The 23,120-nt window shown below is 69.2% G+C and carries 17 protein-coding genes and 5 pseudogenes; 18 read left to right on the top strand and 4 right to left on the bottom strand.

Annotated elements, in window-relative coordinates; genetic code table 11:
* Positions 1 to 21: 21 nt before the first annotated feature.
* Positions 22 to 390 (top strand): metalloregulator ArsR/SmtB family transcription factor, encoded by a 369-nt coding sequence (locus AB0D57_RS40125; RefSeq protein ID WP_362085460.1) that lies wholly within the window; start codon positions 22 to 24, stop codon positions 388 to 390.
* A 27-nt stretch (positions 391 to 417) separates the two neighbouring features.
* Here the strand turns inward: AB0D57_RS40125 and AB0D57_RS40120 are convergent, their stop codons facing one another.
* Positions 418 to 1,650, bottom strand: coding sequence for an MFS transporter (locus AB0D57_RS40120; protein ID WP_362085457.1), 1,233 nt, complete (start codon positions 1,648 to 1,650; stop codon positions 418 to 420).
* Between the two features lie 359 nt (positions 1,651 to 2,009).
* On the opposite strand from AB0D57_RS40120, the pseudogene nhaA reads away from it, so the two are divergent.
* The 3 genes and pseudogenes from nhaA to AB0D57_RS40105 form a co-directional block, all read left to right on the top strand.
* Positions 2,010 to 3,287, top strand: a pseudogene (nhaA, locus tag AB0D57_RS40115) (Na+/H+ antiporter NhaA).
* The gene (locus AB0D57_RS40110; protein ID WP_362085454.1) at positions 3,284 to 3,769 is read left to right on the top strand and encodes an STAS domain-containing protein; all 486 of its coding nucleotides are present in this window, start codon (positions 3,284 to 3,286) and stop codon (positions 3,767 to 3,769) included. Before nhaA ends, AB0D57_RS40110 begins: the two are co-directional and overlap by 4 nt.
* Positions 3,770 to 4,083: 314 nt before the next feature.
* Positions 4,084 to 4,542: pseudogene (locus AB0D57_RS40105) on the top strand (TSUP family transporter); the annotation flags it as partial.
* Here the strand turns inward: AB0D57_RS40105 and AB0D57_RS40100 are convergent.
* Genes AB0D57_RS40100 through AB0D57_RS40090 form a run of 3 tightly spaced genes read right to left on the bottom strand, consistent with a single transcriptional unit; the run spans position 4,516 to position 6,652 of the window.
* Positions 4,516 to 5,571, bottom strand: coding sequence for an ArsO family NAD(P)H-dependent flavin-containing monooxygenase (locus tag AB0D57_RS40100; protein WP_362085451.1), 1,056 nt, complete (start codon positions 5,569 to 5,571; stop codon positions 4,516 to 4,518). The pseudogene AB0D57_RS40105 and the gene AB0D57_RS40100 sit on opposite strands and share 27 nt — an antisense overlap.
* Positions 5,568 to 6,347: an aquaporin gene (locus AB0D57_RS40095; protein ID WP_362085448.1), complete on the bottom strand. Its 780-nt coding sequence runs from the start codon at positions 6,345 to 6,347 to the stop codon at positions 5,568 to 5,570. The genes AB0D57_RS40100 and AB0D57_RS40095 overlap by 4 nt, the downstream gene beginning before the upstream one ends.
* Positions 6,344 to 6,652 carry a metalloregulator ArsR/SmtB family transcription factor gene (locus AB0D57_RS40090; RefSeq protein ID WP_362085445.1) on the bottom strand — a complete coding sequence of 103 codons (309 nt, stop codon included), beginning with the start codon at positions 6,650 to 6,652 and terminating at the stop codon, positions 6,344 to 6,346. Before AB0D57_RS40090 ends, AB0D57_RS40095 begins: the two co-directional genes overlap by 4 nt.
* Before the next feature lie 91 nt (positions 6,653 to 6,743).
* Here AB0D57_RS40090 and AB0D57_RS40085 point away from each other — a divergent pair, with 91 nt between their 5' ends.
* The 14 genes and pseudogenes from AB0D57_RS40085 to AB0D57_RS40020 all read left to right on the top strand — a co-directional run bounded on the left by AB0D57_RS40085 (position 6,744) and on the right by AB0D57_RS40020 (position 22,874).
* A complete protein-coding gene (locus AB0D57_RS40085; protein WP_328478660.1) occupies positions 6,744 to 7,157 on the top strand; it encodes an arsenate reductase ArsC in 414 nt (137 codons plus the stop codon).
* Entirely contained in the window at positions 7,154 to 8,149 is a 996-nt protein-coding gene (trxB, locus tag AB0D57_RS40080) for a thioredoxin-disulfide reductase (protein WP_362085440.1), read from the top strand. The genes AB0D57_RS40085 and trxB overlap by 4 nt, the downstream gene beginning before the upstream one ends.
* A gap of 20 nt (positions 8,150 to 8,169) precedes the next feature.
* Entirely contained in the window at positions 8,170 to 8,493 is a 324-nt protein-coding gene (gene trxA, locus AB0D57_RS40075) for a thioredoxin (protein WP_362085437.1), read from the top strand.
* A gap of 12 nt (positions 8,494 to 8,505) precedes the next feature.
* A pseudogene (locus AB0D57_RS40070) lies at positions 8,506 to 9,366 on the top strand (FAD-dependent oxidoreductase); the annotation flags it as partial.
* The gene (locus tag AB0D57_RS40065; RefSeq protein WP_362085490.1) at positions 9,281 to 9,931 is read left to right on the top strand and encodes an ArsR family transcriptional regulator; all 651 of its coding nucleotides are present in this window, start codon (positions 9,281 to 9,283) and stop codon (positions 9,929 to 9,931) included. The pseudogene AB0D57_RS40070 and the gene AB0D57_RS40065, both read left to right, overlap by 86 nt.
* On the top strand, positions 9,924 to 10,586 hold the full coding sequence (locus AB0D57_RS40060) for an arsenate reductase ArsC (RefSeq protein WP_362085434.1): 663 nt from the start codon (positions 9,924 to 9,926) through the stop codon (positions 10,584 to 10,586). Before AB0D57_RS40065 ends, AB0D57_RS40060 begins: the two co-directional genes overlap by 8 nt.
* A gap of 323 nt (positions 10,587 to 10,909) precedes the next feature.
* Positions 10,910 to 11,929, top strand: a complete 1,020-nt coding sequence (locus tag AB0D57_RS40055; protein WP_362085431.1) for a DNA-directed RNA polymerase subunit alpha — start codon at positions 10,910 to 10,912, stop codon at positions 11,927 to 11,929.
* 272 nt (positions 11,930 to 12,201) lie between these two features.
* Positions 12,202 to 12,312, top strand: a pseudogene (locus AB0D57_RS40050) (phosphotyrosine protein phosphatase); the annotation flags it as partial.
* Positions 12,288 to 12,535 (top strand): annotated as a pseudogene (locus AB0D57_RS40045) (CopG family transcriptional regulator). The pseudogenes AB0D57_RS40050 and AB0D57_RS40045, both read left to right, overlap by 25 nt.
* Positions 12,532 to 12,945, top strand: a complete 414-nt coding sequence (locus AB0D57_RS40040; RefSeq protein WP_362085428.1) for a DNA-binding protein — start codon at positions 12,532 to 12,534, stop codon at positions 12,943 to 12,945. The pseudogene AB0D57_RS40045 and the gene AB0D57_RS40040 overlap by 4 nt, the downstream one beginning before the upstream one ends.
* A gap of 783 nt (positions 12,946 to 13,728) precedes the next feature.
* Positions 13,729 to 15,852, top strand: a complete 2,124-nt coding sequence (locus AB0D57_RS40035; protein ID WP_362085487.1) for a SpoIIE family protein phosphatase — start codon at positions 13,729 to 13,731, stop codon at positions 15,850 to 15,852.
* 1,036 nt (positions 15,853 to 16,888) lie between these two features.
* Positions 16,889 to 18,055 (top strand): amidinotransferase, encoded by a 1,167-nt coding sequence (locus tag AB0D57_RS40030; RefSeq protein WP_362085484.1) that lies wholly within the window; start codon positions 16,889 to 16,891, stop codon positions 18,053 to 18,055.
* A 242-nt stretch (positions 18,056 to 18,297) separates the two neighbouring features.
* Complete coding sequence (locus AB0D57_RS40025; protein ID WP_362085481.1) at positions 18,298 to 19,353, top strand: TerC family protein; 1,056 nt, start codon at positions 18,298 to 18,300, stop codon at positions 19,351 to 19,353.
* Between the two features lie 2,309 nt (positions 19,354 to 21,662).
* Complete coding sequence (locus AB0D57_RS40020) at positions 21,663 to 22,874, top strand: IS110 family transposase (protein WP_362085425.1); 1,212 nt, start codon at positions 21,663 to 21,665, stop codon at positions 22,872 to 22,874.
* The last annotated feature ends 246 nt before the right edge of the window (positions 22,875 to 23,120 follow it).

Below are 23,120 nucleotides of genomic sequence, written 5' to 3'. Positions count from 1 at the left end.
GACATGTGTCAACATAGACGTATGTCGAACGTCCAGGTGCTGCCACTGCTCGAACCCGAGGCTCCCGACGCCGCTGCGCCATGCTGTCCGCCCCTCACCGAGCGGCCGCTGACGGCCGAGGAGGCCGAGCGGACCGCCGCGATGTTCAAGGCGCTCGGCGACCCGGTCCGCCTGCGCCTGTTCTCGCTGGTCGCCTCGCACGAGGGCGGCGAGGCGTGCGTGTGCGACATCTCCGACGTGGGCGTCTCGCAGCCGACGGTCTCCCACCACCTGAAGAAGCTCAAGGAGGCCGGCCTGCTGACCTCCGAGCGGCGGGGCACCTGGGTGTACTACCGCGTCGAGCCGTCCGTGATGGCCGCCATGGGGCAGATGCTCGCGACCTGGGGGTGATCCCCTGGCCGGCTATCCCCTGGCCGGCTAGGACCGCCGGACGGCGGTGAGCAGGCCGCCGAGAGCGAGCAGCATCCACGCCGCGAGATAGGCGAAGGCGGCGGTCGGAGACACCGCGCTCCACAGGATGCCCGCGACGGCGGATGCGGCGAGGTTCCCCAACGACTGCACGGTGGCCAGCAGGCCGAATGCCGAGCCGCGCAGGTCCTCGGGGGCCAGCGTGGCCACCGCGGAGTGCTGGGCGGTCTCCACCGCGCCGATCCCGACGCCGGCCAGGACGAACGGGATCGCCAGCACGGCAACGACCGTGCCACCGGCGGCGAACAGCCCGTAGGCGGTGGCGAACGCCGCGACTCCCGCCGCCAGGACGAGGAGCGGTCCGCGCGGTCCGAGCCGGTCGGCCAGGCGCCCCGCCGGAACCGAGGCGACGGTCGCGGCGATGTTGTACGCCGTGTAGAGACCGAGCGCGATGGTGGTCGCCGTCTTCGTGCCGTGGTCGGGGGTGAGCAGTTCGGTGGCCCGCAGGATGAGCAGGGTCGCGGCGACGTTGCCCACTTCGAAGGCAGCCACGGCCCCCATCAGCCGGCCCAGCTCACCGCGCAGGACGGGCCGTACACGGATGCGCAGCGGCACCTTGTCCCTGCGCGTCGGCGTCGGGGTGTGGCGGATGGCGTAGATGATCGCGGCGGCGGCCAGCAGCCCCGGGATCACCGAGAGCCCGATGGCCCACTGCACACCGAGCCAGGCCACCAGGCCCAGAGCGAGCAGGGGCCCGAAGATCGCGCCGAGGTTGTCCATCATCCGCTCGAAGCCGTACGCCCGCCCGTACGCCTTCGCCGGGACGATGTCCGCGAGCAGGGCGTTGCGTGCAGGTACGCGCAGGCCCCGCGCGGTCCAGGCGGCGGCCCGCAGCACGCCGACCTGCCATACGGAGGTGGCCCCGCCGATCGCCGCGCCGAGCACGGCGGTGGTGGCGTAGCCGCCGACCGCGACCGTACGGCGGCGGGCTGGATCGTCGGCCAGAACGCCGCCGCCAAAGCGGGCGGCCCCGGCGAGCGCGTCCGAGACGCCTTCGATCGCGCCCAGCGCCGCGGCCGGCGCGCCGAGCGTGGAGGTCAGCAGCGACGGCAGCAGGGCGGTGGGGATCTCATGGCCGACGTCCGCGAGGAGACTGGCGGAGCCGATACCCCGCACCCCGGGTGTCAGCCACCGTTCCTGCTCGGAGGCCGCGGACTGATCGGGAGCCGGGGTCGTGGTCATGGTGGGCAGTCTTCAGCCCGCAGGGCCTGGTCCGCGAGTGGACAAAAGCACGATCTTCGCGGCGCTATCCGCCGGCCAGCGCTGCTGGCGGCGCGGCACCCACCGCTGCGTCCCGGGCAGCAGTCCGTACACCACTGGCCGCTGTTTGAGATCTCGGCCAAGGAGTAGGGAATCGCGGAGATCCGGAGGGACGTCGCCCCGTACGGGCCTTGTCCCTATAAGGTGTAAAGAACGCGTCAAGACGAGCGAGGTGTGCCGGGAAGTCTGGTCGGCGATAGGGACCACTGTGTCCGTTTCGCTGATCAGCTGGAGGCACCACTGATGTCCGCCGCCCCCGTGAGCGTCCCGTCTTCCTCGGCTTGCTGCCCTGGCCCGAGCGAACGGCGGTGGCCCGGGCCCTGCGCACCGAGACGGTCGGTGGCCTGGTACTGCTGGCAGCCGCGGTGGTAGCACTGGGCTGGGCGAACTCCCCCTGGAGTACGAGCTACGAGACGGTCCGCGACTTCCACTTCGACATACCCGCGCTCGGGCTGGATCTGTCGGTGGGGCACTGGACGTCCGACGGGCTGCTGAGCGTCTTCTTCCTCGTGGCGGGGATCGAGCTGAAGCGCGAGCTGGTGGTCGGCGAACTGCGCACCCCGGCCGCTGCTGCTCTGCCGGTGGTCGCCGCGGTGTGCGGGATGGCGGTGCCCGCCGCGCTCTACGCGGCAACCGCGTCGGCCGGCGCCGGTTCCCCGGCAGGCTGGGCGGTGCCGATGGCCACGGACATCGCCTTCGCCCTGGCGGTGCTGGCCGTGCTCAGCACGCACCTGCCCGCAGCCCTGCGGGCCTTCCTCCTCACCCTTGCGGTCGTCGACGACCTGGGCGCGATCCTCATCATCGCGGCGTTCTTCACCGCCGACCTGAACCTGCCCGCCCTGGGCGGGGCGTTCGCCGGACTCGTCGTCTTCTATCTCCTCCAGCGGTTCCGGGTCCGCGGCTGGTGGTGGTACGTCCCGCTGGGCGTGGCGATCTGAGCGCTGATGTACAACGGCGGCGTCCACGCGACGGTGGCCGGCGTGGCGATGGGGCTGATCCTGCGGACCCGGCGCGACACGGCGGCGCCGGGCCGCAAGAAGGAGGTTGCCTCGCCCGGCGAGTGGACCGAGCACCTGCTGCGCCCCGTCTCAGCGGGCATCGCGGTGCCGCTGTTCGCCCTGTTCGCAGCCGGGGTGAGCATCACGCTTCCCATGCTCGGGGAGGTGTTCACCCGGCCCGAGCCGCTGGGCGTCGTACTGGGCCTGGTACTCGGCAAGACGGTCGGTATCTTCGCGGGCACCTATCTGGCCGCCCGGTACACTCGCGCCCGCCTCAACCCCGATCTGGCCTGGGCTGATGTGTTCGCGCTCGCGGTGCTGGCCGGGATCGGGTTCACCGTCTCCTTGCTGATCGGGGAACTGGCCTTCCCCGACCCCGCCGCCGCCGAACCGGTCAAGGCCGCCGTCCTGGCCGGCTCCCTGATCGCCGCCGCCCTGGCCGCGGTACTCCTCAAACGACGCGACCGTATCTATCGCAGGCTGTGGGAGGCGGAGAACGTGGACGAGGACGCGGACGGCATCCCCGATGTCTACCAGCGCGACCGCGACGGTGTGGCGTGACCGCCCGTCGCCGGACTCTGCTGGCAGCAGGAGCGTGGCTGCTGACGACCGCAGTGTTGGTCTGGACCGGCACCCGCGTCGAACCGTCCTGGGCCCAGCTCCTGTGCCTGATCGCAGCCGCCGCAGCGTTGCGGACCGCCCTGCACACCGCCCGGCCCCTGGCCCGCACCGCCGTCTCGTCCAAGGCACAGGAGCGGCGGCGGGCGGTCGTCCATCTGCACGGAGAAATCAACGCCACGACCGCTGGGCGTGCGAGGCGTCAGGTGGCCGACGCTCTCGCAGGGGGCCCGGCCGCCCTGGAGGTCGACCTGACGAAGGTCAGCGTCCTGACCCGCGACGGCACCCGGGTGTTCTTCGACGCCGTGTCCGCGGCCCGGTCGGCCGACGTGCCCGTGGTGATCACCGGCGCCAACACCCAGGTGAGAAGCACCCTGCACACCATCGGCCTGGACCGTCTCCTGCACTACACCAACGAAGCCTGAGCACGACATTCCGCGCCGTCACCGACCGTGCCGGAGAGGTGTCGTGATGGCCTGCGTCTACAAGAGCGCGAGCGGCCAGCAGCAGGTGCGTGACTGGTGCACGCGCCGGATCGACGCATGGGACGTGGCGCACCGGCGCTGGGAGGTACCGACGGCGACGGGGGCGACCAGTGTGGTTGCCGTCGGCCCGGAGCCTGTTGGTGGAGTGCCGAGCGTGGTACTGGTGCCCGGCACCAATATGAAGGTCTGCCTGGGCATGGCCGAGGCCCTGGCGGCACGGTGGCACACCGTGATCCTGGACGCCCCCGGCCACCCGGGTCTCAGCGCCGGCTGGCCCCGACGTCTTCCGGCTCCTGATCGCCGCCCTGCTGCTGCCGCTCGGCCTGTGCCTGTGCCTGCGCACCCTCACCCCAGCACGCCATCGGCCGCCGCGGCGGCAGGCAAGTTGACCCCGCACGCTCACCGGCCTCGCCCTGGTGGTCGGAGTGGTCGGCGGCATCTACGGCATCGGCGGGGGCTCCCTCCGCGGCCCGATCCTCGCCGGACGCGGCCTGCCCGTCGCTCGCGTCGCCCCGGCCGCGCTCGCCGCCACCTCCGTCGTCGGCGCCGCCACCTACGCCGTGCTGTCGCTCGGCAGTACCGGAGACGTCGTCCCCGACTGGTGGCTCGGGCTGGCCTGCGGCACAGGCGGCCTGATCGGCGGCTACCTCGGCGCACGCCTCCAGCCACGACTGCCCGAACGAGCCCTACGGATTCTGCTCGGCGATCTCGCGGGCCGCTTCGCGGGCAGGACGTCCGACGCCGATGAGGGTGGCGGATGCGGGGCCGGTCCAGTCGCCGTAGCCGAGCAGGTGCACGCGCGGCTCGTCCATGGCTCGCGTTCCCTCGGTGGCGATGTGGCCTCGAACCCCGCGAAGTCCCAGGGGTTCCAGGTGGGAAAGTGCCGGTCGGAAGCCGGTGCACCAGATGATCGCATCGGCCGGCGCCCGCATGCCGTCGGCCCAGACGACTCCGTAGCGGTCGAGGCATACGAACATGGGTGCCGCCTTCAGCCGTCCGGCGTCGCGGGCCTCCCGTACGAGCGGTACGGCGACGATGTCGCCCAGTGACGCGACACCGCCGGTGTCGGTGCGGCCCTCTTCGAGGGCACGGAGGCGGGCGGTGGCCACGTCGAACAGGACGCGCCCGTCGATGTCGTCTGCCAGGAAGCGCGGCGGACGCTGAGTCACCCAGGTCAGGTCCGTATCGCAGGCGAGATCGGCGGCGATCTGGGCGCCGGAGTTGCCGCCGCCCACCACGATCACGCGCTGGCGTGCGAAGTCGGCGGGGCTTCGGTAATCCACCGTGTGCAGTTGGCGGCCCCCGAAGGCCGCTTGGCCGGGGACGGCGGGGAGGAAGGGCCGCCACCAGGTGCCGGTAGCGCTGATCACCGAGTGGGCGTGCCAGGGGCCGGAGTCGGTTTCCACGCGGAGAAGTTGTCCGTCCCGGTGGACACGGAGGACGCGCAAAGGCCGCTCGACGGGCAGTTCGTAGCGCTTCTCGTAGTCGGTGAGGTACTGCACCACGTGTTGCACGTCGGGGTAGGTCTGGCCGGTCTGCGCGGGCATGAGGCGGCCGGGCAGGGAGGAGTACGCGGCCGGGGAGAACAGCCGGAGCGAGTCCCAGGCGTGCTGCCAGGCGCCGCCCGGCGCGGCCTGGGCATCGAGGATGACGAACTCCAGGCCGAGGCGGCGCAGGTGGTAGCCGGCGGCGAGCCCGGCCCGGCCGCCGCCGATCACCACCACCTGCGTTGTGTGGCTCATTCGGCCGATCGTCCGGGCATGAAGATCAGGGCCACCAGGGCCAGTCCGACCACGCCGCCGACCAGTTGCATGCCGATGAACCCTGCCAGCGAGCCCGGCGCGATGCCCGCGAAGGTGTCGGTGAAGGCGCGGCCGATGGTCACCGCCGGGTTGGCGAAGGACGTCGACGACGTGAACCAGTAGGCGGCGCCGATGTAGGAGGCGACGGCCACGGGCGCGAACCGCAGCCGGTCGGCACGCGCCAGGCCGAAGATCAGCAGGACCAGGCCGGCGGTAGCGACGATCTCGCCGAGGAGCAGGTGTCCGGCGGAGCGGTCGTGTGTGGACCACTTCACCAGCGGTTCGGCGAACATCGCATCCGCCAGGATCGCCCCTGCGATCGCGCCGACGATCTGCGCGGGGACGTAGATGGTCACCTCGCGCAGGGTGACGCCGGCGCCGCCGCGGCGGGCGGTCCACCACTCGGCCAGCGTGACGACAGGGTTGAAGTGCGCGCCGGAGACAGGGCCGAGCAGCAGGATCAGGATGCCGAGGCCGAAGACGGTGGCCGTGGAGTTGGCCAGCAGCTGCAGGCCGACGTCCTTGGTGAGTTCGGTGGCCTGGATGCCGGAGCCGACCACGACCGCCACCAGCAGGGCGGTGCCTATGAGTTCGGCGGCGGCCCGGGCGACCAGAGGAGTACGCGACGGAGTGGCACCCGGCGCGGACCCGACAGAGGCGGATGCTGGAGCGCCTGTCGCGGACTCCGCGGTCGGGGCGGCTTCGGCAGCGGTCATGGGCAGGCCCTCTTGTTCTCGGCGGCGGTGCGCGCGGACTCGGCCAGGTCGGCGAACTGGCCGGCGAGCTGGGCGATGACGTCGGACTTGAGCCGGTAGTAGGTGAACCGGCCGCACGGCTCCGTCTCGACGACCCCGGCCTCGCGCAGCACTCTCAGGTGGTTGGAGAGGTTGGTCTGCCGGGCACCGGTCTCCTCCACCAGGTGGGTGGTGCACAGCATCTCTTTGGCGAGCAGGGTCACGATCTGGAGCCTGATCGGGTCGGCCAGAACCCGGATCAGATCAGTGTCGACTGACGTCATCATGGACTGATACTGTCACATCAGTGGTGGCTGACACCACCAGGTGCTGATGTCATTCGCACCTGATGCCGTCGTGAGACAAGAGAGACCTCTGATGTCCGACAAGCCCTCCGTGCTGTTCGTCTGTGTCCACAACGCCGGCCGGTCCCAGATGGCCGCCGCGTGGCTGACCCACCTGGCCGGGGACCGCGTCGAGGTCCGCTCCGCCGGCTCCAACCCGGGCGCGGGCGTCAACCCGGCCGCCGTCGAGGCCATGCGCGAGGTCGGCATCGACATCTCCGCCGAGGTCCCGAAGATGCTCACCGTGGACGCGGTGAAGGAGTCGGACGTCTGCATCACCATGGGCTGCGGCGACACCTGCCCGGTCTTCCCCGGCAAGCGGTACCTGGACTGGCAGCTGGAGGATCCGGCTGGCCAGGGCGTCGAGGCCGTGCGTCCGATCCGGGACGAGATCAAGGTGCTGGTCGAGGGCCTGATCAAGGAGATCGCGCCGGAGCCCCAGGCATGAGCACGAGCACCGGCACGAGTCCGGAGATACGCAACGTCATCGTCATCGGCTCCGGACCCGCCGGATACACCGCAGCCCTCTACACCGCCCGCGCCTCGCTGAAGCCGCTGGTCTTCGAGGGCGCAGTCACGGCCGGCGGCGCGCTGGCGCAGACGACCGAGGTGGAGAACTTCCCCGGCTTCCGCGACGGCATCATGGGCCCGGAGCTGATGGAGAACATGCGCGCCCAGGCCGAACGCTTCGGCGCCGAGCTCGTCCCCGACGACATCGTCGAGGCCGACCTCACCGGCACGGTCAAGACCGTCACCGACAGCGCGGGTACGGTCCACCGGGCGAAGGCCGTCATCGTGGCGACCGGCTCGCAGCACCGCAAGCTCAATCTCCCGGGCGAGGACGCACTGTCCGGCCGTGGTGTGTCGTACTGCGCGACCTGCGACGGCTTCTTCTTCCGCGAGCACGACATCGTGGTCGTCGGCGGCGGCGACACGGCGATGGAGGAAGCCACCTTCCTCTCCCGCTTCGCCCGCTCCGTGACGATCGTCCACCGCCGCGACACCCTGCGGGCCTCCAAGACCATGCAGGACCGCGCCTTCGCCGACCCGAAGATCTCCTTCGCCTGGAACAGCGAGGTCGCCGAGATCCACGAGGCCAGCGGCAAACTCGCCGGGCTCACCCTGCGCGACACCGTCACCGGCACGACCTCCCACCTCCCGGCCACCGGCCTCTTCGTCGCCATCGGCCACGACCCGCGCACCGACCTGGTCACCGGCCAGCTCGACCTGGACGACGAGGGCTACCTCAAGGTCGCCTCGCCCTCCACACGAACGAACATCCCCGGCGTCTTCGGCGCGGGTGACGTGGTCGATCACACCTACCGGCAGGCGATCACCGCGGCGGGCTCCGGCTGTGCGGCGGCCCTCGATGCCGAACGGTACCTCGCCGCCCTGAGCAACGCCGAAGCTGCGGGCGAGCCGGTCGCGGCCGCCCGCTGATCGTCTTCTGGAGCACCATCATGGCCCTTAAGAACGTCACCGACGCCTCCTTCGAGCAGGACGTGCTCATCAGCGACAAGCCGGTCCTGGTCGACTTCTGGGCCTCCTGGTGCGGCCCCTGCCGACAGCTCGCCCCCTCGCTGGAGGCGATCGCCGCCGAGCACGGCGACAAGATCGAGATCGTCAAGCTCAACATCGACGAGAACCCGGCCATCGCCGCCCGCTACGGCGTGATGTCCATCCCAACGTTGCACCTCTACAAGGGCGGCGAGGTCGTGCAGACCAACGTGGGCGCCAAGCCGAAGGCCGCGCTGGATCGCGAACTCGCCGGCCACCTCACCTGATGCGCGACGCCGGTGGGGCGCCCCCAACACCCCCACCGGCCTATCTCTTTCTTCCTCTCCGACAGATCTGACGGAGGTATCCCGGTGGCCAGCAGACGCATCGTCGCCATCGGCGGCAGCGACGCCGGCATCAGCGCGGCCCTGCGCGCCTGCGAGCTGGATCCCGACGGTGAGGTCACCGTGGTGGTGGCTGACGCCTACCCGAACTTTTTCCTCTGCGGCATCCCGTACTACGTCTCCGGCGAGGTCGGCCACTGGAGCGACCTGGCCCACCGCACCCTGGCGGACCTGAAGGCCACCGGCATGCAGGTCCGCACCGACACCCTCGTCACCGCCATCGACGTGCCCGGCAAGCGGCTGGCCGTGCGCGACGCCGACAGCCACACTGATGAACTGCCGTACAACGCACTGATCGTGGGCACAGGTGCGGTCAGCGTCCGCCCGCCGATCGAGGGGCTGACCGGCCCGGACGCACTCGGTCCAGGCGACGGCGTGCACTTGCTCCACAGCATGGGCGACACCTTCCAGATCATGCAGACCCTCGCCGCACGCCGCCCCAAGTCGGCCATCGTGATCGGCGCGGGCTACATGGGGCTGGAGATGGCCGAAGCCCTCACCACCCGCGGCCTGACCGTCACCCAGATCGAAGCCCTGCCCGAGGTCCTGCCCACCGTCGATGCGGAACTCGGCGCTCTGATCCACGCCGAACTCGACCACCACGGCGTGGAAGTGCTCACCCGCACCCAGGTCACCGCGATCACCCGCGACCCCTCAGGCAGCCTGCTCCATGACCGGGCCAGCGGCCCGTCGGGCAAGACCTTCACCCGTGGTGCGGACCTCGTCCTGGTCGTGGTCGGCGTACGCCCCGACACCGCCCTCGCCGCCACCGCCGGAGCCCAACTCGGTGTTAAGGCCGCGATCGACGTCGACGAGGACCGCATCCCAGGGGGAGCCGAGGGGTGGGACCTACCTGCGCCTGCGCGTACAGGCCCTGGCCGACACCATGCCGACTCCCCTGCGTACGGCGCCCCGCATGGTGTTCGTCTGCACCCACAACTCCGCCCGCTCACACCTCGCCGCCGCCCTCTGGAAGCGCCACAGCACCGTGCCGACCGCCTCGGCAGGAACTCAGCCCGCCCCCCGAGTCCACCCCCGTGCCGTCGCGACCGCACGCAAACACGGCCTCTCCCTGGCAGCCGCCCGCACCTCCCACATCGACGAGACGCTCCGTCCGGACGACCTCGTGGTCGCCGTCTGCGACAACGCTCACGGGTCAATACAGCTAGGCCACCGGGTCCCCGACCGCCTGCAGTGGTCGGTACCCGACCCCACCCGCACCGGCACCGACGACGCCTTCGCCGACGCCCTGAATCATCTCGCCGACCGGATCGACCGGCTGGCTCCCGCCGTCCGCCCTCCTGGAGGCAGCGATGACTGAGACCGCGCCCGTCCCACACCGCATCCTGAGCATCGACCAGCAACTCGCCCTTCGCACCGCCGCCACCCACCTCAGCCGCGAGTTCGACGGCGTCTTCGGCCAGGAGACCATCGAACGCTTCCTGCACACCAGCTACGACCAGTTCGCCGGCCGCAGCACCATCCCAAACTTCCTCCCGCTCATCGCCGAACGGTTCGCCCGCCAGCGCCTGCGCGCCCTGGCCAAGGTCGAGGGCCACTCCACCGACGGCAAGCCCGTCGTGCTCTTCCTCTGCGTCCACAACGCCGGCCGCAGCCAGATGGCCATGGGCTTCTTCCAGCACCTCACCGGCGATGGCGCCGTCGCCTGGTCCGGTGGCTCCGAACCCGGATTCGAGGTCAACCCCGCCGCCATCGCCGCGATGAGCGAGCGCGGCATCGACATCTCCCGCGAGTTCGCCAAGCCCTGGACCGACGAGATCGTCCGCGCCGCCGACGTCGTCGTCAGCATGGGCTGCGGCGACGCCTGCCCGGTCTTCCCCGGCAAGCGCTACCTCGACTGGACCCTGGACGACCCGGCGGGCAAGACGGTCGACGACGTCCGCCCCATCCGCGACGACATCGAGCGCCGCGTCCGCGGACTCCTCGACGACCTCGGCGTCCCGGCACAGATCTGACTGCGGACATGGGTACGGCGGCCGGCCCACGACTCGTTTACGCCAACTGCACAGCGCCTGACGCAACGGGGGTCTCGAGCCGGGACGCATCGGCCAACCGGCCAAGGCCATGATCACGACATCACCCGGCCATGGCCACGCTGGACGCGGACAAAACAGGAGCGCCCGTGGGGGCGGCGGGCGGGAGGCCCGAAGCCTCCTCGCCGGGTTGGGCAAACGGGCGGTTCGGTCTCCGCGGAGGCCGTATCGCCCGCATCGCCCGTACTCTTCGTGGTGTCTACGGCGTCACATAGCGGGCGCCGAACCACTGGAGGCAACACCCCGTGCTGATTGCTCAGCGTCCGTCCCTGACCGAAGAGGTCGTCGACGAGTTCCGCTCCCGGTTCGTGATCGAGCCGCTGGAGCCGGGCTTCGGCTACACCCTCGGCAACTCCCTGCGTCGCACGCTCCTCTCCTCGATCCCGGGTGCGGCGGTCACGTCCATCCGCATCGACGGCGTCCTGCACGAGTTCACCACCGTGCCGGGCGTCAAGGAGGACGTCACCGACCTGATCCTCAACATCAAGCAGCTGGTCGTGAGCAGCGAGCACGACGAGCCGGTCGTGATGTACCTGCGCAAGCAGGGCCCGGGTCTCGTCACCGCCGCCGACATCGCGCCCCCGGCCGGTGTCGAGGTCCACAACCCCGACCTCGTCCTCGCCACGCTCAACGGCAAGGGCAAGCTGGAGATGGAGCTGACCGTCGAGCGCGGTCGCGGCTACGTCTCCGCCGTTCAGAACAAGCAGGTGGGCCAGGAGATCGGGCGCATCCCGGTCGACTCCATCTACTCGCCGGTTCTCAAGGTCACGTACAAGGTCGAGGCGACCCGTGTCGAGCAGCGCACCGACTTCGACAAGCTGATCGTCGACGTCGAGACCAAGCAGGCCATGCGTCCCCGTGACGCCATGGCCTCCGCCGGTAAGACCCTGGTCGAGCTGTTCGGGCTCGCCCGCGAGCTCAACATCGACGCCGAGGGCATCGACATGGGCCCGTCCCCCACGGACGCCGCCCTTGCCGCTGATCTGGCGCTGCCGATCGAGGAGCTGGAGCTCACCGTTCGGTCGTACAACTGCCTCAAACGTGAGGGCGTCCACTCGGTGGGTGAGCTTCTGGCACGTTCCGAGGCGGACTTGATGGACATCCGCAACTTCGGCGCGAAGTCGATCGACGAGGTCAAGGCGAAGCTGGCCGGCCTGGGCCTGGGCCTCAAGGACAGCCCGCCCGGATTCGACCCCACGGCTGCGGTCGACACCTTCGCCACCAACGACGCGGACACGAGGTTCGTCGAGACCGAGCAATACTGAACGCTCTTCGCCGCCCTCCCAGGCCAGTGTGCCCGGGCGTATTCGGTCGCGAAGACATACCAGCTCAGCTGCGACGGCCCCCGGGACCCGTGAGGGGAGCTGCTGCTCTGGGCCAGGCCGATGGGATGGCCCGCACCAGCTCCGCACCGAACTCGCCCGCCAAATACGCGACTGTGCTGCCGCCGTCCGGCCGTCCATCACCGTGCGGCTGCGCCGGGGATCGGTCCACAGGCTGTTCGGGCTCCGGTGCAGCGCCGTGGTGCTCCTTCGGGTCCATACCCGCCGTCCGCGCCGCCGACGTCGTCAGCATAAGCTGCGGCGACGCCTGCCCCGTTTTCCCCGGCAAGCGCTACCTCGACTGGACCCTCGACGACCCCGCCGGCACGTCGCCGAAGCCGCCAAGGCCCGCAGCGGCCCCTCCGGCCCGTCCGCTTACGTCGCCGCAGCGGTTGCCCGCCAGATCGAGCGCGACAACCTCAACGAGCTCATCGCCCGTCGCCGAAGCCGAACACGGACCCGTCACGGACCGAGGAGATCCAGGCCCTGCGTGACCAGCTCCACCAGGCCCGCGACGAGCAGGCCGCGGGCGGAGCGAACGCCGCGTGAGCCGCTCCCCCGCCGTCTCCGGCGGCACTCTCGTACTGGACAGCGAGGGACTGGCCAAGGCGGTCCTCCGCGACCGGACCGTCACCGCCTGGCTCGTCCTGGCCCGCGCCGACGATCTACAGGTGATGACCTCCGCGGCCACCCTGGTGAAAGTCGTCCACCCGCGGATCAACCGCCCCGCGCTGGAGTGGCCCCTCTCCCGCCTCGTCGTGGAACCGCTGACCGAACCCCTCGCCCGCCACGCCGCCGCCCTCCTCGCCGACGCCGGCCTGCACGGCCACAAGTACGCCATCGACGCAATGCTCGGTGCCACCGGCCTCGCTGCACCCGGACCGGTCACGATCCTCACCTCGGACCCCGAGGACCTGACCGCGCTGTGCAGCGGACGGATCACCGTGATCAAGGTCTGATCCAGCTCCCTCCCAATCACGACGCGCCACTGCGGTCACGGCTTCGCCCGACGCGACTGGTCCAAACCGGGCGTCTGTAGACGCACAGGAACCCTTCCATGTCCTGGCTGTTGAGGGACTCCGCAGTCCAACCGAAGGGGCAGGCTCCCCCGGCACTCGGCAGCTCCCTCGGGGTATGGCAATCGTCTGGATCCGCAGCGTGACGCGCCAAAAGCCAGGGAACGATGTCGTACAACTCGACAATGGGAAGGTGCAGCAATGGACGCTGGGGTGGCTGCTCTGCTGGGTACAGCCGTGGGAGGACTCCTCGGAGCAGGAAGGACCTTGGGAGCAGCCGCCCTGACGGGACGGTCTCAGGGACGCAGTCAGCACCCGCAATGGCGACGCCAGGGGGCGCAGTTGTTCCGCCGCGGCGGACGATTGCGTCCCGTGAAGTGCTGGCCAAGTGTTGAGGCCATGGAGCAACGACCCACCAGCGCTTGCGTTTCCGTGTGCCGTCAGTCACATCAATGCAGGTCACGCGCGATGTGCGCGGAAAGGCGGCGCTCTGACCGCTTCATACCAGCCGACGCTCTATCGACGGGTGTGTTATCCGGTGGTCGGGGGGATTATGGAAGTCCAAGCGCCTGCTGACGCAGACGGCCCGCGCTCCAGGCCGGCGGATGTGGCCCGGTGCCGGCCGGCGGAAGGAGTGCCGCGATGAGCGGAGCCGAATGGTCTCCCGCGGACCTCGACTGGTCGGGCACCCGCCGGGAGGATGAACCATCGCCGCCGAGCGGGCTGATGAGCTTTCTCGCTGTCGCGGCGGTGCTGCTGGACGCCGAGGGACGGATCGTCCTGTGGAGCCCCCAGGCCGAGGAACTGTACGGCTACACAGCCGACGAAGCACTCGGGCAGTACGCCGCCCGGCTGCTCGTCCACGAGGAGCACTTCGACTGGGTGATCAAGAAGTTCGCCGAGGTCATGGAGACCGGCCAGAGCTGGGGCGGTACCTTTCCCGTCCGGTGCAAGGACGGCAGCACACGGCCCGTGGAGCTGCGCAACATGCGGCTGCTCGACGACCGCGGCGGCTTCTACGCCCTGGGGCTCGGCACGGACTCCTCCACGTTGCGTGAGCTGGAGCGGGACGTCGCCCTGTCCACCCGGCTGATCTCCCAGTCTCCCATCGGGATTGCGATCTTCGACACCGATCTGCGCTACGTGGCCGTCAACCCCGCTCTGGAGCGCATCCACGGCATCCCCGCGACGGAGCACCTCGGCCGCCGCTACCGCGAGATCATGACCGCCACGGAATTCGATGCGGTCGAAGCCGCGCTGCGGCAGGTGCTTGAGACCGGTGTGCCGCTGGTCGACCGGTCCCCCGTCGTCGGCCGCACCCCGGCCGACTCGGAGCACGAGCACGCCTGGTCGATCTCTGTATACCGGCTGGAGAACACCCAGGGCAGGGTTCTCGGGGTGGCCGAGCTGGCCGTGGACGTCACCGAGCGCTACGAGTCGGCTATGGAAGCCACCGCGACACGCAGGCGCCTGGCTCTGATCTCCGATGGCTCCGCCCGCATCGGCACCACCCTGGAGATCGGCCAGACTGCCCGGGAGCTGGCCGAGGTGACCGTGCCCGAGTTCGCCGACGTGGTCTCCGTCGACCTGCTCGACTCCGTGCTCGACGAGCACCGCCCCGCCACCACGGACGGCCGCGCGCGCTTCCGCGCTCTCGCGGTGAAGGCCGCCTATCCCACCGAAGCCCTTAAGGCAGCCGATTCCCCCGGCCAGATCGCCGCCTACGACGCCGACCGCCTGGCCACCCGTTGCGTGCGCACCGGCCGGCCCATCCTGATCCGCCACGCCGAGGGAAACGACCTGACGCGCATCGCCCGCGACGGGCACGCCGCCACGCTGCTGGCACGCGCCGGAGTCCACTCCTACATGGCCGTCCCGCTCACCGCACGGGGCACCGTCCTCGGCTTCCTGGGTCTTACCCGTGCGCGTGATCCGCGGCCCTTCGACGAGGACGACCTCGCCATCGCCGCCGAGCTGGCGTCCCGTGCCGCGGTGTGCATCGACAACGCCCGTACGCACCTGAGTGTGCGCAACGCGGCCGAGACCCTGCAGCGCAGCCTGCTCCCCGACCACCCGCCCGACCTTCCCGGCCTGCAGGTCGCCTCCCGCTACCTGCCCGCACAGGCCGCCTACGAGATCGGCGGCGACTGGTACGACGTCCTCCCGCTCGGCGGGGACAAGACAGCACTGGTCGTGGGCGATGTGATGGGCAGCGGCATCGACGCCGCCGCAGCCATGGGCCGTCTGCGCACCGCCACCGCGGCGTTCGCCGGCCTCGACCTCGGCCCCACCCGGGTCCTCGAGCAGCTCGATGCGATCACGTCCGGTCTGGACCCGTACATCGCCACCTGCCTCTACGGCGCCTACGACCCGCACGACGGCGCGTGCCACATCGCCAACGCCGGCCACCTGCCCCCCGTCCTCGTCCCCGGCGGCAACCGTCCTCGGCTGCTGGACCTGCCCACCGGCACACCCCTGGGCGTCGGCGGCATCCTCTTCGAAACCACCACCCTCCATCTCGCCCCCGGCGACCAACTGGTCCTGTACACCGACGGACTGGTCGAAACCCGCCACCAGCCCATCGACGAACGTCTCGACACCCTCCTCCGCCTCCTCGACGCTCCGGGCCGCTCGCTGGAAGAGACCTGCGACCGGCTGCTCCACGACCTGCGGCATCCGGAGGACCGCGACGATGTCGCCCTGCTCATCGCCCGCGCACGCCCCTTCACACCCGACCAGGAACGCGTCAGCCCTGTGCCAGCCACACCACAGACGGTTCCCTGGTGCCGACCGGGCGGTTCCGGAGACGACATAGTCGGTCCGGCCATCGGGCGACCCACGATCCGCTGAAGCGCAGGCCGGACACGGACGATTCGAGCGTGGCGGTCAGGTGGGGCACCGTCGCGCCGGACACACAAACAGCGTCGCGGCACAGTGCAGGTGCAGGTGCAGGTGCAGGTGCAGGTGCAGACAAGGAGACGGCGTTGATGCCGAGGTGGTAGCCGATGGCGGCCAGCACGTGGTCGACGGCGAGTGTCTCCAGGCTGCCGTCCGCTCCGGCAAGGTCCGAGCGGGCCGCGGCTCCGGCTGGGTGGGCGGCAGGGGTGCGTAACGGCACAACGCCCTCGACCCGCTCCCTCAGCCACCAGCCGACCAGCCGACCGACGGGCCCAGCACCCGCAGAACAACTGCACTCGGGCCCCGGCCGGCAACCGGCGCCCGGCAGACCATCCCCGACGGCCAGCGGGCCCCCGACCGACAGGCGGGCTTGGCCAGCCGCTGTTGGCCAGGTCTGGGACGCTCCCCACAGCATCCGCCGCTCGCGCACCAGCACGCCCCAGGGCTCGGCCCCGGCCGGTCGGCATGCCCGTATCCGCAGCGCGCGGGCCCGCACCCCGGGCCGTTGCGGACGACGGCGCGTTCCCCTCGCCGTGGGCCACACCCAGCGGTAGGCGGTGTCGCCGACAACGGCCTTCGCCGAGACCATCCGGCCACGTACTGCGCCCACCTCTTACTCTGCGTCCCGGCCCCCGCCCGGAAGGGTGGGTGCGGCCGCGATCCGACCGCAGTGCCTCGCCGGTGATGGCAGCCGCGTCCAGGAAGAACACGACGGGGCGCGCAGGAGTTCCTCGCAGCGCACGCACCGTGCATCTGCCGCAGATGGACGAGGGTTTGAACGATGATCGTGTGGGCACTCGGCCGCGTGAGCAGGCAAGCATGAACATGCGGGATGCCGGCACGAGGCGCTGGCGAACGAGCGCGAACTCCGGAGGGGTGCCAGCCGCTCCGGCAGCGGTACGCGGGACCTCAGGGTCGTGGAGCAGGGCACTCGGGTGTCGGCCTTCGGCCTGTGGACTGGCGAGTATCGAAGGCGAGAGTCCGTACCATGTGCGCAGATCGAAAGCCGGTGAGTACGGCAGGGGTGCAGAGGCCCGGCGTTCGGACGGCGGCGGCGGTCGAGTCCACGGAGCCTCTGGTCTCGCCGGTCAATTCGCACAACGAGTGGGACCCACTGGAGGAGATCGTTGTGGGGCGTCTTGAGGACGCGACGATCCCCTCCGACCATCCGGTGGTGACCTGCAACATCCCGCCATGGGCCGCACGGTTGCAGGGGCTTGCCGCCGGCTTCAGGTATCCGCGCATGCTGATCGAGACGGCGCAGCGCGAACTCGATCAGTTCATCGCCCTCCTGCAGTCCCTCGGCATCACGGTCAGGCGCCCGGAGGCGGTCGACCACAGGCAACGCTTCGGCACCCCCGACTGGACATCACGCGGGTTTTGCAACACCTGCCCGCGGGACAGCCTGCTCGTGATCGACGACGAGATCATCGAGACCCCGATGGCATGGCCGTGCCGATATTTCGAGACCCTCTCCTACCGCACGATCCTCAAGGACTACTTCCGGCGCGGCGCCCGCTGGACGGCGGCACCAAAGCCCCAGCTCACGGAGGCACTGTTCGAGGCGGATTTCCGTCCCCCCGCACATGGTGAGCCCATGCGCTACATCCTCACCGAGTTCGAGCCGGTGTTCGACGCGGCGGATTTCGTACGCGCGGGACGCGACCTGTTCGTCACGCGGAGCAACGTCACCAACCGGATGGGCATCGCCTGGTTGCGCCGCCATCTCGGACCTGACTACCGCATCCACGAGATCGAAAGCCGCTGCCGTACACCGATGCACATCGACACCACGTTTGTCCCGCTCGCCCCTGGCAAGGTACTGGTCAATCCTGAGTACATCGATGTCGACCACCTGCCCGGCGTCCTGAACTCGTGGGACATCCTGATCGCCCCTGAGCCCAACCCGATCGATGAGCGCTTGCTCAAGGTCACCTCGATGTGCGGCAAGTGGCTCAGCATGAACGTTCTCATGATCGACGAAAAGCGGGTGGTCGCGGAGCGTCACCACATCGACATGCTGCGCGCGCTGGAGACATGGGGGTTCGAGCCGATCCCCTGCGACCTGCTGCACTACGCGCCATTCGGCGGCTCATTCCACTGCGCGACCCTCGATATCCGGCGCCGCGGCACACTCAAATCATATTTCGATTGACCGACCCACCGGTCACGGGGAAAGGCCCAGGCACAGCCTCTCAGCTCGTTCCCCACCTCAGGTTGCACAGAACAAGCCGGAACAGAGGCGGCCGTAGCGTACGTGCACCCGTATTCGTACCCTCTTGCCACAACTCCGCTGAACTGGGGTCACCCACGTGGGGTGCGGGCGACAAGCCGGAACTCCTGGGTCAGACTTTTTCAAAGGCAGGCTTTTACCCCGTCCGCATGAGGGGGTCTCTCGTGCTCGATGTGCCGTTGTGGCTGTGGGCGGCTTTCGCCGTCACCGTGGTCGTGTCGCTGGCCGTGGACCTGCTGGCGCACCGGGAGGCGCATGTCATCGGGTTCAAGGAAGCCGCCGCCTGGAGCGGGGTGTGGGTCGGTCTCGCCCTCGTCTTCGGGGCGGTCGTCTTCCTGGTGCTGGGCGCGACGCCGGGGGTGGAATACACCACCGCGTGGCTGCTGGAGAAGAGCCTGTCGGTCGACAACCTGTTCGTATTCGCGCTGATCTTCGCCTACTTCAAGGTGCCGCGCGCCTACCAGCACCGCGTGCTGTTCTTCGGCGTCATGGGCGCACTCGTGTTCCGAGGCATCTTCCTGGCCGCCGGAGTGGCCGTGGTCAGCCGGTTCACCGCAGTCCTGTTCGCCTTCGCCGCCGTCCTCTTCTACAGCACCTACAAGATCCTCAAAGAGGAAGAGGACAGCTTCGACCCGGGCAAGAGCATCGCCGTGCGGCTGCTGCGCAAGGTCATGCCGGTCAGGGACGAGTACGCCGGGATGAAGTTCTTCGTCAAGGAAGCCGGCAAAAGGGTCGCCACCCCGCTGCTCGCGGTGGTCGCCGCGATCGAGGCCGCGGACCTGGTCTTCGCCGTGGACAGCGTACCCGCCGTCCTCGCGGTCAGCGACGAAGCCTTCATCGTCTACACCAGCAACGCGTTCGCCATCCTCGGCCTGCGTGCCCTGTACTTCCTGCTCGCCGGGCTGCTGGACCGGTTCCACTACCTCAGCAAGGGCCTCGCGCTGATCCTGTCCTTCATCGGCGTGAAGCTGATCCTCCAGGCATCCCACAAAATGTTCAGCAGCAGCATCCCGGAGATCCCATCACCCATCAGCCTGGCGGTCATCGTCACGGTCCTGGCGGTATCCGTTGCACTGAGTATTCGGCGCCCCCGGCCGATCACCCCGGACCTGACCGCCCCGGGCGCACGGGACGAGAACGGTGTCGCCCCGGGTTCGACCGATGAGCATTCTCCGGCGCCGAAGACGCGGGACACGGGCGATCCGCCGCAGCACAGCTGACCTGCACAGACCCCCGTGCAGTCAGCATGGAGCGCATCCTCCCGAGCCCGCCGCACCCCATGTACTCCATCCTCGTCAGAGCCTCAGCCAGGGTTCGATCCCCTCATGCACCCTTCCAATCGATCCCCTCATGCACCCTTCCAATCCCTGCAATATCTCTCCTAAATTATGGCAAAGTACCTTAATCTTGAGGTATGCACAGCGACGAGCGTGCGACGGCACCGCAGGCCAGACATGTATGCCCCGCCTGCCACCATCCCGTGAGCGCGGAGATCACGCGGCACAAGACCATGGGAGTCTTCGTTCCCCTCTGGAAGCCGGGCCCCTGCCACAACCCGAGCTGCCCGAAGTGCGTACAAGGGCAGCGGAGCCCCAAGGGCAGCGGGGCGACGGCATGAAGTCCCGGACGGTCGCGTCCGCCCGGACTTGACGCTGAGCCGGGAAGATGAGGCCAATTGGTCTTTGCGGCACTCGGGCTGCGCGGTGTTTCTGTGCAGCAGTCCAGGAGTTGGTCCTACGGGGCCAGGCGGCCGATGGTGGGTAAACGTCATCCCAGCCCGTGGCGTGCGCCAACCACTGGTGTTCCGGGACCCGGGACGTGATCCGCCGGATGAACCGTCGCAGCCGTGAGGGCCGTTGACGAACCGCGGTTGGCCGAGCTGCACATCCAGCTCGAGCAAACCGATCACTTCACATCCGAACCCTCCGCGCGGACGCACCCTGAGCGAGCTGGAGACCTTGCTCCGCAGGCGACTCAAAGCACTGCAGTACCGGCACACCATCCTCGGCGGATTCCTCGCCGGGACCGGCCTCGCTCTCGACAGACCGAACTGACCCAGATATGCCGAAGTCAGGTAACGGGCAGTCCACAGACTGCCCGACTCGCCGGAAGGTTACGGGGCCGTGATCACTCGCCCCGAAGCAGCTCCACCGAGCTCACTATCCGCTGCTGTGTCATGACCGATGCAAGGTCCGGTCACTGCGCAACGGTATGAAGTTCCAGTACAGTCTCTGCTCCTCGTCCACTACGGGCGTGTAGTCGTTGAGGGGCTGGTTAGTCTCGAGAGACGTGGCGATCGTCTCCATGAGCACCGGCAGGGACGTCCACATCTCGTGTGATCCACGCATAATGCCTTCCGTGGCCTCAGCGTCGTGGACGCGCCCCCCCGGTCGATCTCGGAACGGTGGTCCAGTACGAGGTAACCCCCGCCGACGTCCCGCGCGATGGGGATCAACTGCGGATGTCCGTACAGGACGTGGCTGGCCCCGATCTTCATGAAGTCGTAGTCCACCTCCTCTCCTTCCTCGTCCGCCGTACGCTTGTCGTAGAAGCGGGTGAAGAGTTGCCACTCATCCGCTATCTCGCGTGCACTCATCGGTCTGTAGAACCCTGGCAGCAGCGAGAATCGCTGGTCGAGGAGACCGTCGTGCCGCAGTGATCTGCTGCGGTTACCAGCATCCGAAGGCAAAGCATCTGTTGGCCTTCCTGGAACCCGAAGAGCGCGGCGCCTTCAAGCGAGCTGCGTTCAACGAACGCCTCCATGAAGGCTACGTGCTCGGTCGGCTCATCCGTGAGTACCTCGCTGCCAGAGACCGAGACCGCGATGTCATCCCCGCCGACGCGGGGGTGTTCCGGCGAACATGAACTCGGCCGCGTACTCGATCTCGTGGTCCCCGCCGGCGCCGGTGTGCTCCGATGGCGGTGCCGCCCACGTCGCCGTCCGATGCGCCGTCCCTGTCGTGAGCCAGGGTCATCCGGAGATCATGGAGAGGCACGCAAAATGGGTGGCAGCGACTGCCGACGGCTTCCGCCCCAACCCTCGGCAGCAACCGTCTGTGATCATCGGACCCACCGGGGCAGCTTCTCCAGCACGCCCCACCGACCACGCTCGGGGCCATTCCCTGGGGAGAATCTGGGGAGTATGAGCGGCGCTGGGGAGCGCGTGGGGAGAATCGACTGCGTAACCGGGCACGAGCGTGAAAGGCCCAGAAAGACGGATCAGCCCAGGCCAGAGACGTTCCCAGCAACATCACCGCAGGTCAGCGCCCCCAGGTAGACGACTTCAAGAAGATCTCCTAGCCCCCGTTACCTTCTAGACGGCCCCGATCTTGGGGCTCCCGGCCTTCTGGCCCGGCAGACTATGTCCCCCTGTCGACCATGACCCGGGGGGTGGTGTCACCGGGCCGGGAGGCACCGGTTGATCGCTGATAGGGGCAGGAGCGCCGGTCCGCTGGCAACGCTCTTCGTAACGTGGTTGCCGGCTGCTGGTGCCGCGCCTTGGCCGGGAAGACAAGACCCTCCCAGGAGGATGTACGTGATCGACACCCGCGACGTGGCCGTCTTCCTCGGCCTGGACGTCGGCAAGGGCGACCACCACGCCACCGGCCTGCTGCCGGACGGCAAACAGGTCATCGACAAGCCGCTGCCCAACAGCGAGCCGAAGATACGGGCCGTGCTCGACAAGCTCACGGCGAAGTACGGCCGTGTGCTCGTCGTGGTGGATCAGCCCGCCTCGATCGGTGCCCTGCCGCTGGCCGTCGCCCGCGACGCGGGCTGCGAAGTCGCCTACCTCCCCGGGCTGACGATGCGGCGGATCGCCGACCTCTACCCCGGCGAGGGCAAGACCGACGCCCGCGACGCGGCGATCATCGCGGACGCCGCCCGCACCATGCCCCACACCCTCCGCTCGATCGAGCTGACGGACGAGACGGTCGCCGAACTCCACATGATCGTGGGCTTCGACGACGACCTCGCGGGCGAGGTGACCCGGGTCGCCAACCGGCTCCGCAGCCTGCTCACACAGATCCACCCGCACCTGGAACGGGTGCTCGGCCCGCGCATCCAGCACCCCGCGGTGCTGGCCCTGTTGGAGCGGTTCGGCTCGCCGAAGGCGATCCGCAAGGCCGGCCGCCGCCGTCTCGTGACGCTGCTGCGGCCCAAGGCGCCCAGGATGGCCGAGCGGCTGGTCGAAGACATCTTCACCGCGCTGGACGAGCAGACCGTCGTGGTCCCCGGGACCGAGGCCGCCGCGGTCATCGTCCCCAAGCTCGCGACGAACCTCACCGCGCTGCTCGACCAGCGCAAGGAACTCGCGGCCACCATCGGGTCCCTGTTGGAGGCCCACCCTCTTTCCAAGCTCCTGACGTCGATGCCGGGGATAGGCGTCAGGACCGGAGCCAGGATCCTCATCGACGTCGGCGACGGCACCGCTTTCCCCACCGCCGGACACCTCGCCGCCTACGCGGGCCTGGCCCCTGTGACCAGGAGATCCGGGTCCTCGATCCGCGGCGAGAGCCCGTCCCGCAGAGGCAACAAACACCTCAAACGGGCGTTCTTCCTGGCCGCGTTCGCCTCGCTGTCCGACCCGGCCTCCCGGGCCTACTACCAACGCAAGAAGGACGAGGGTAAACGGCACAAGCAGGCCCTGATGTGTCTCGCCCGCCGCCGCGTCGACGTGCTCTTCGCGATGCTCCGCGACGGCACCTTCTTCGAGTCCCGCACCATCCCCCAAACCGCCTGAACGATCACGAATCAAACGCCCCGCCCCTTGACGAAAGAGATAGGGGCCCCCCGGACCAGGACGACTCACACCCCTCTTCCTGAAATAACCCCGACTGCCCTTCGCCACTAGTGTCTCGTGATCCTGATTGCGTTACTTCGAGTTGTTATTAACGAGTTTCTTCACGCTGGTCTGGACGAGCCGGACCTTGGCGAGGATCTCGTCGGCGGTGGCGGTCCAGGTGAAGGGGCTCGGGTTCTCGTTCCA

Source organism: Streptomyces sp. NPDC048275, from assembly GCF_040652275.1.
Classification (GTDB): Bacteria; Actinomycetota; Actinomycetes; order Streptomycetales; family Streptomycetaceae; genus Streptomyces.
The sequence above is the reverse complement of the archived record's forward strand: the minus strand, read 5'-3'. Positions and strand labels throughout refer to the sequence as shown.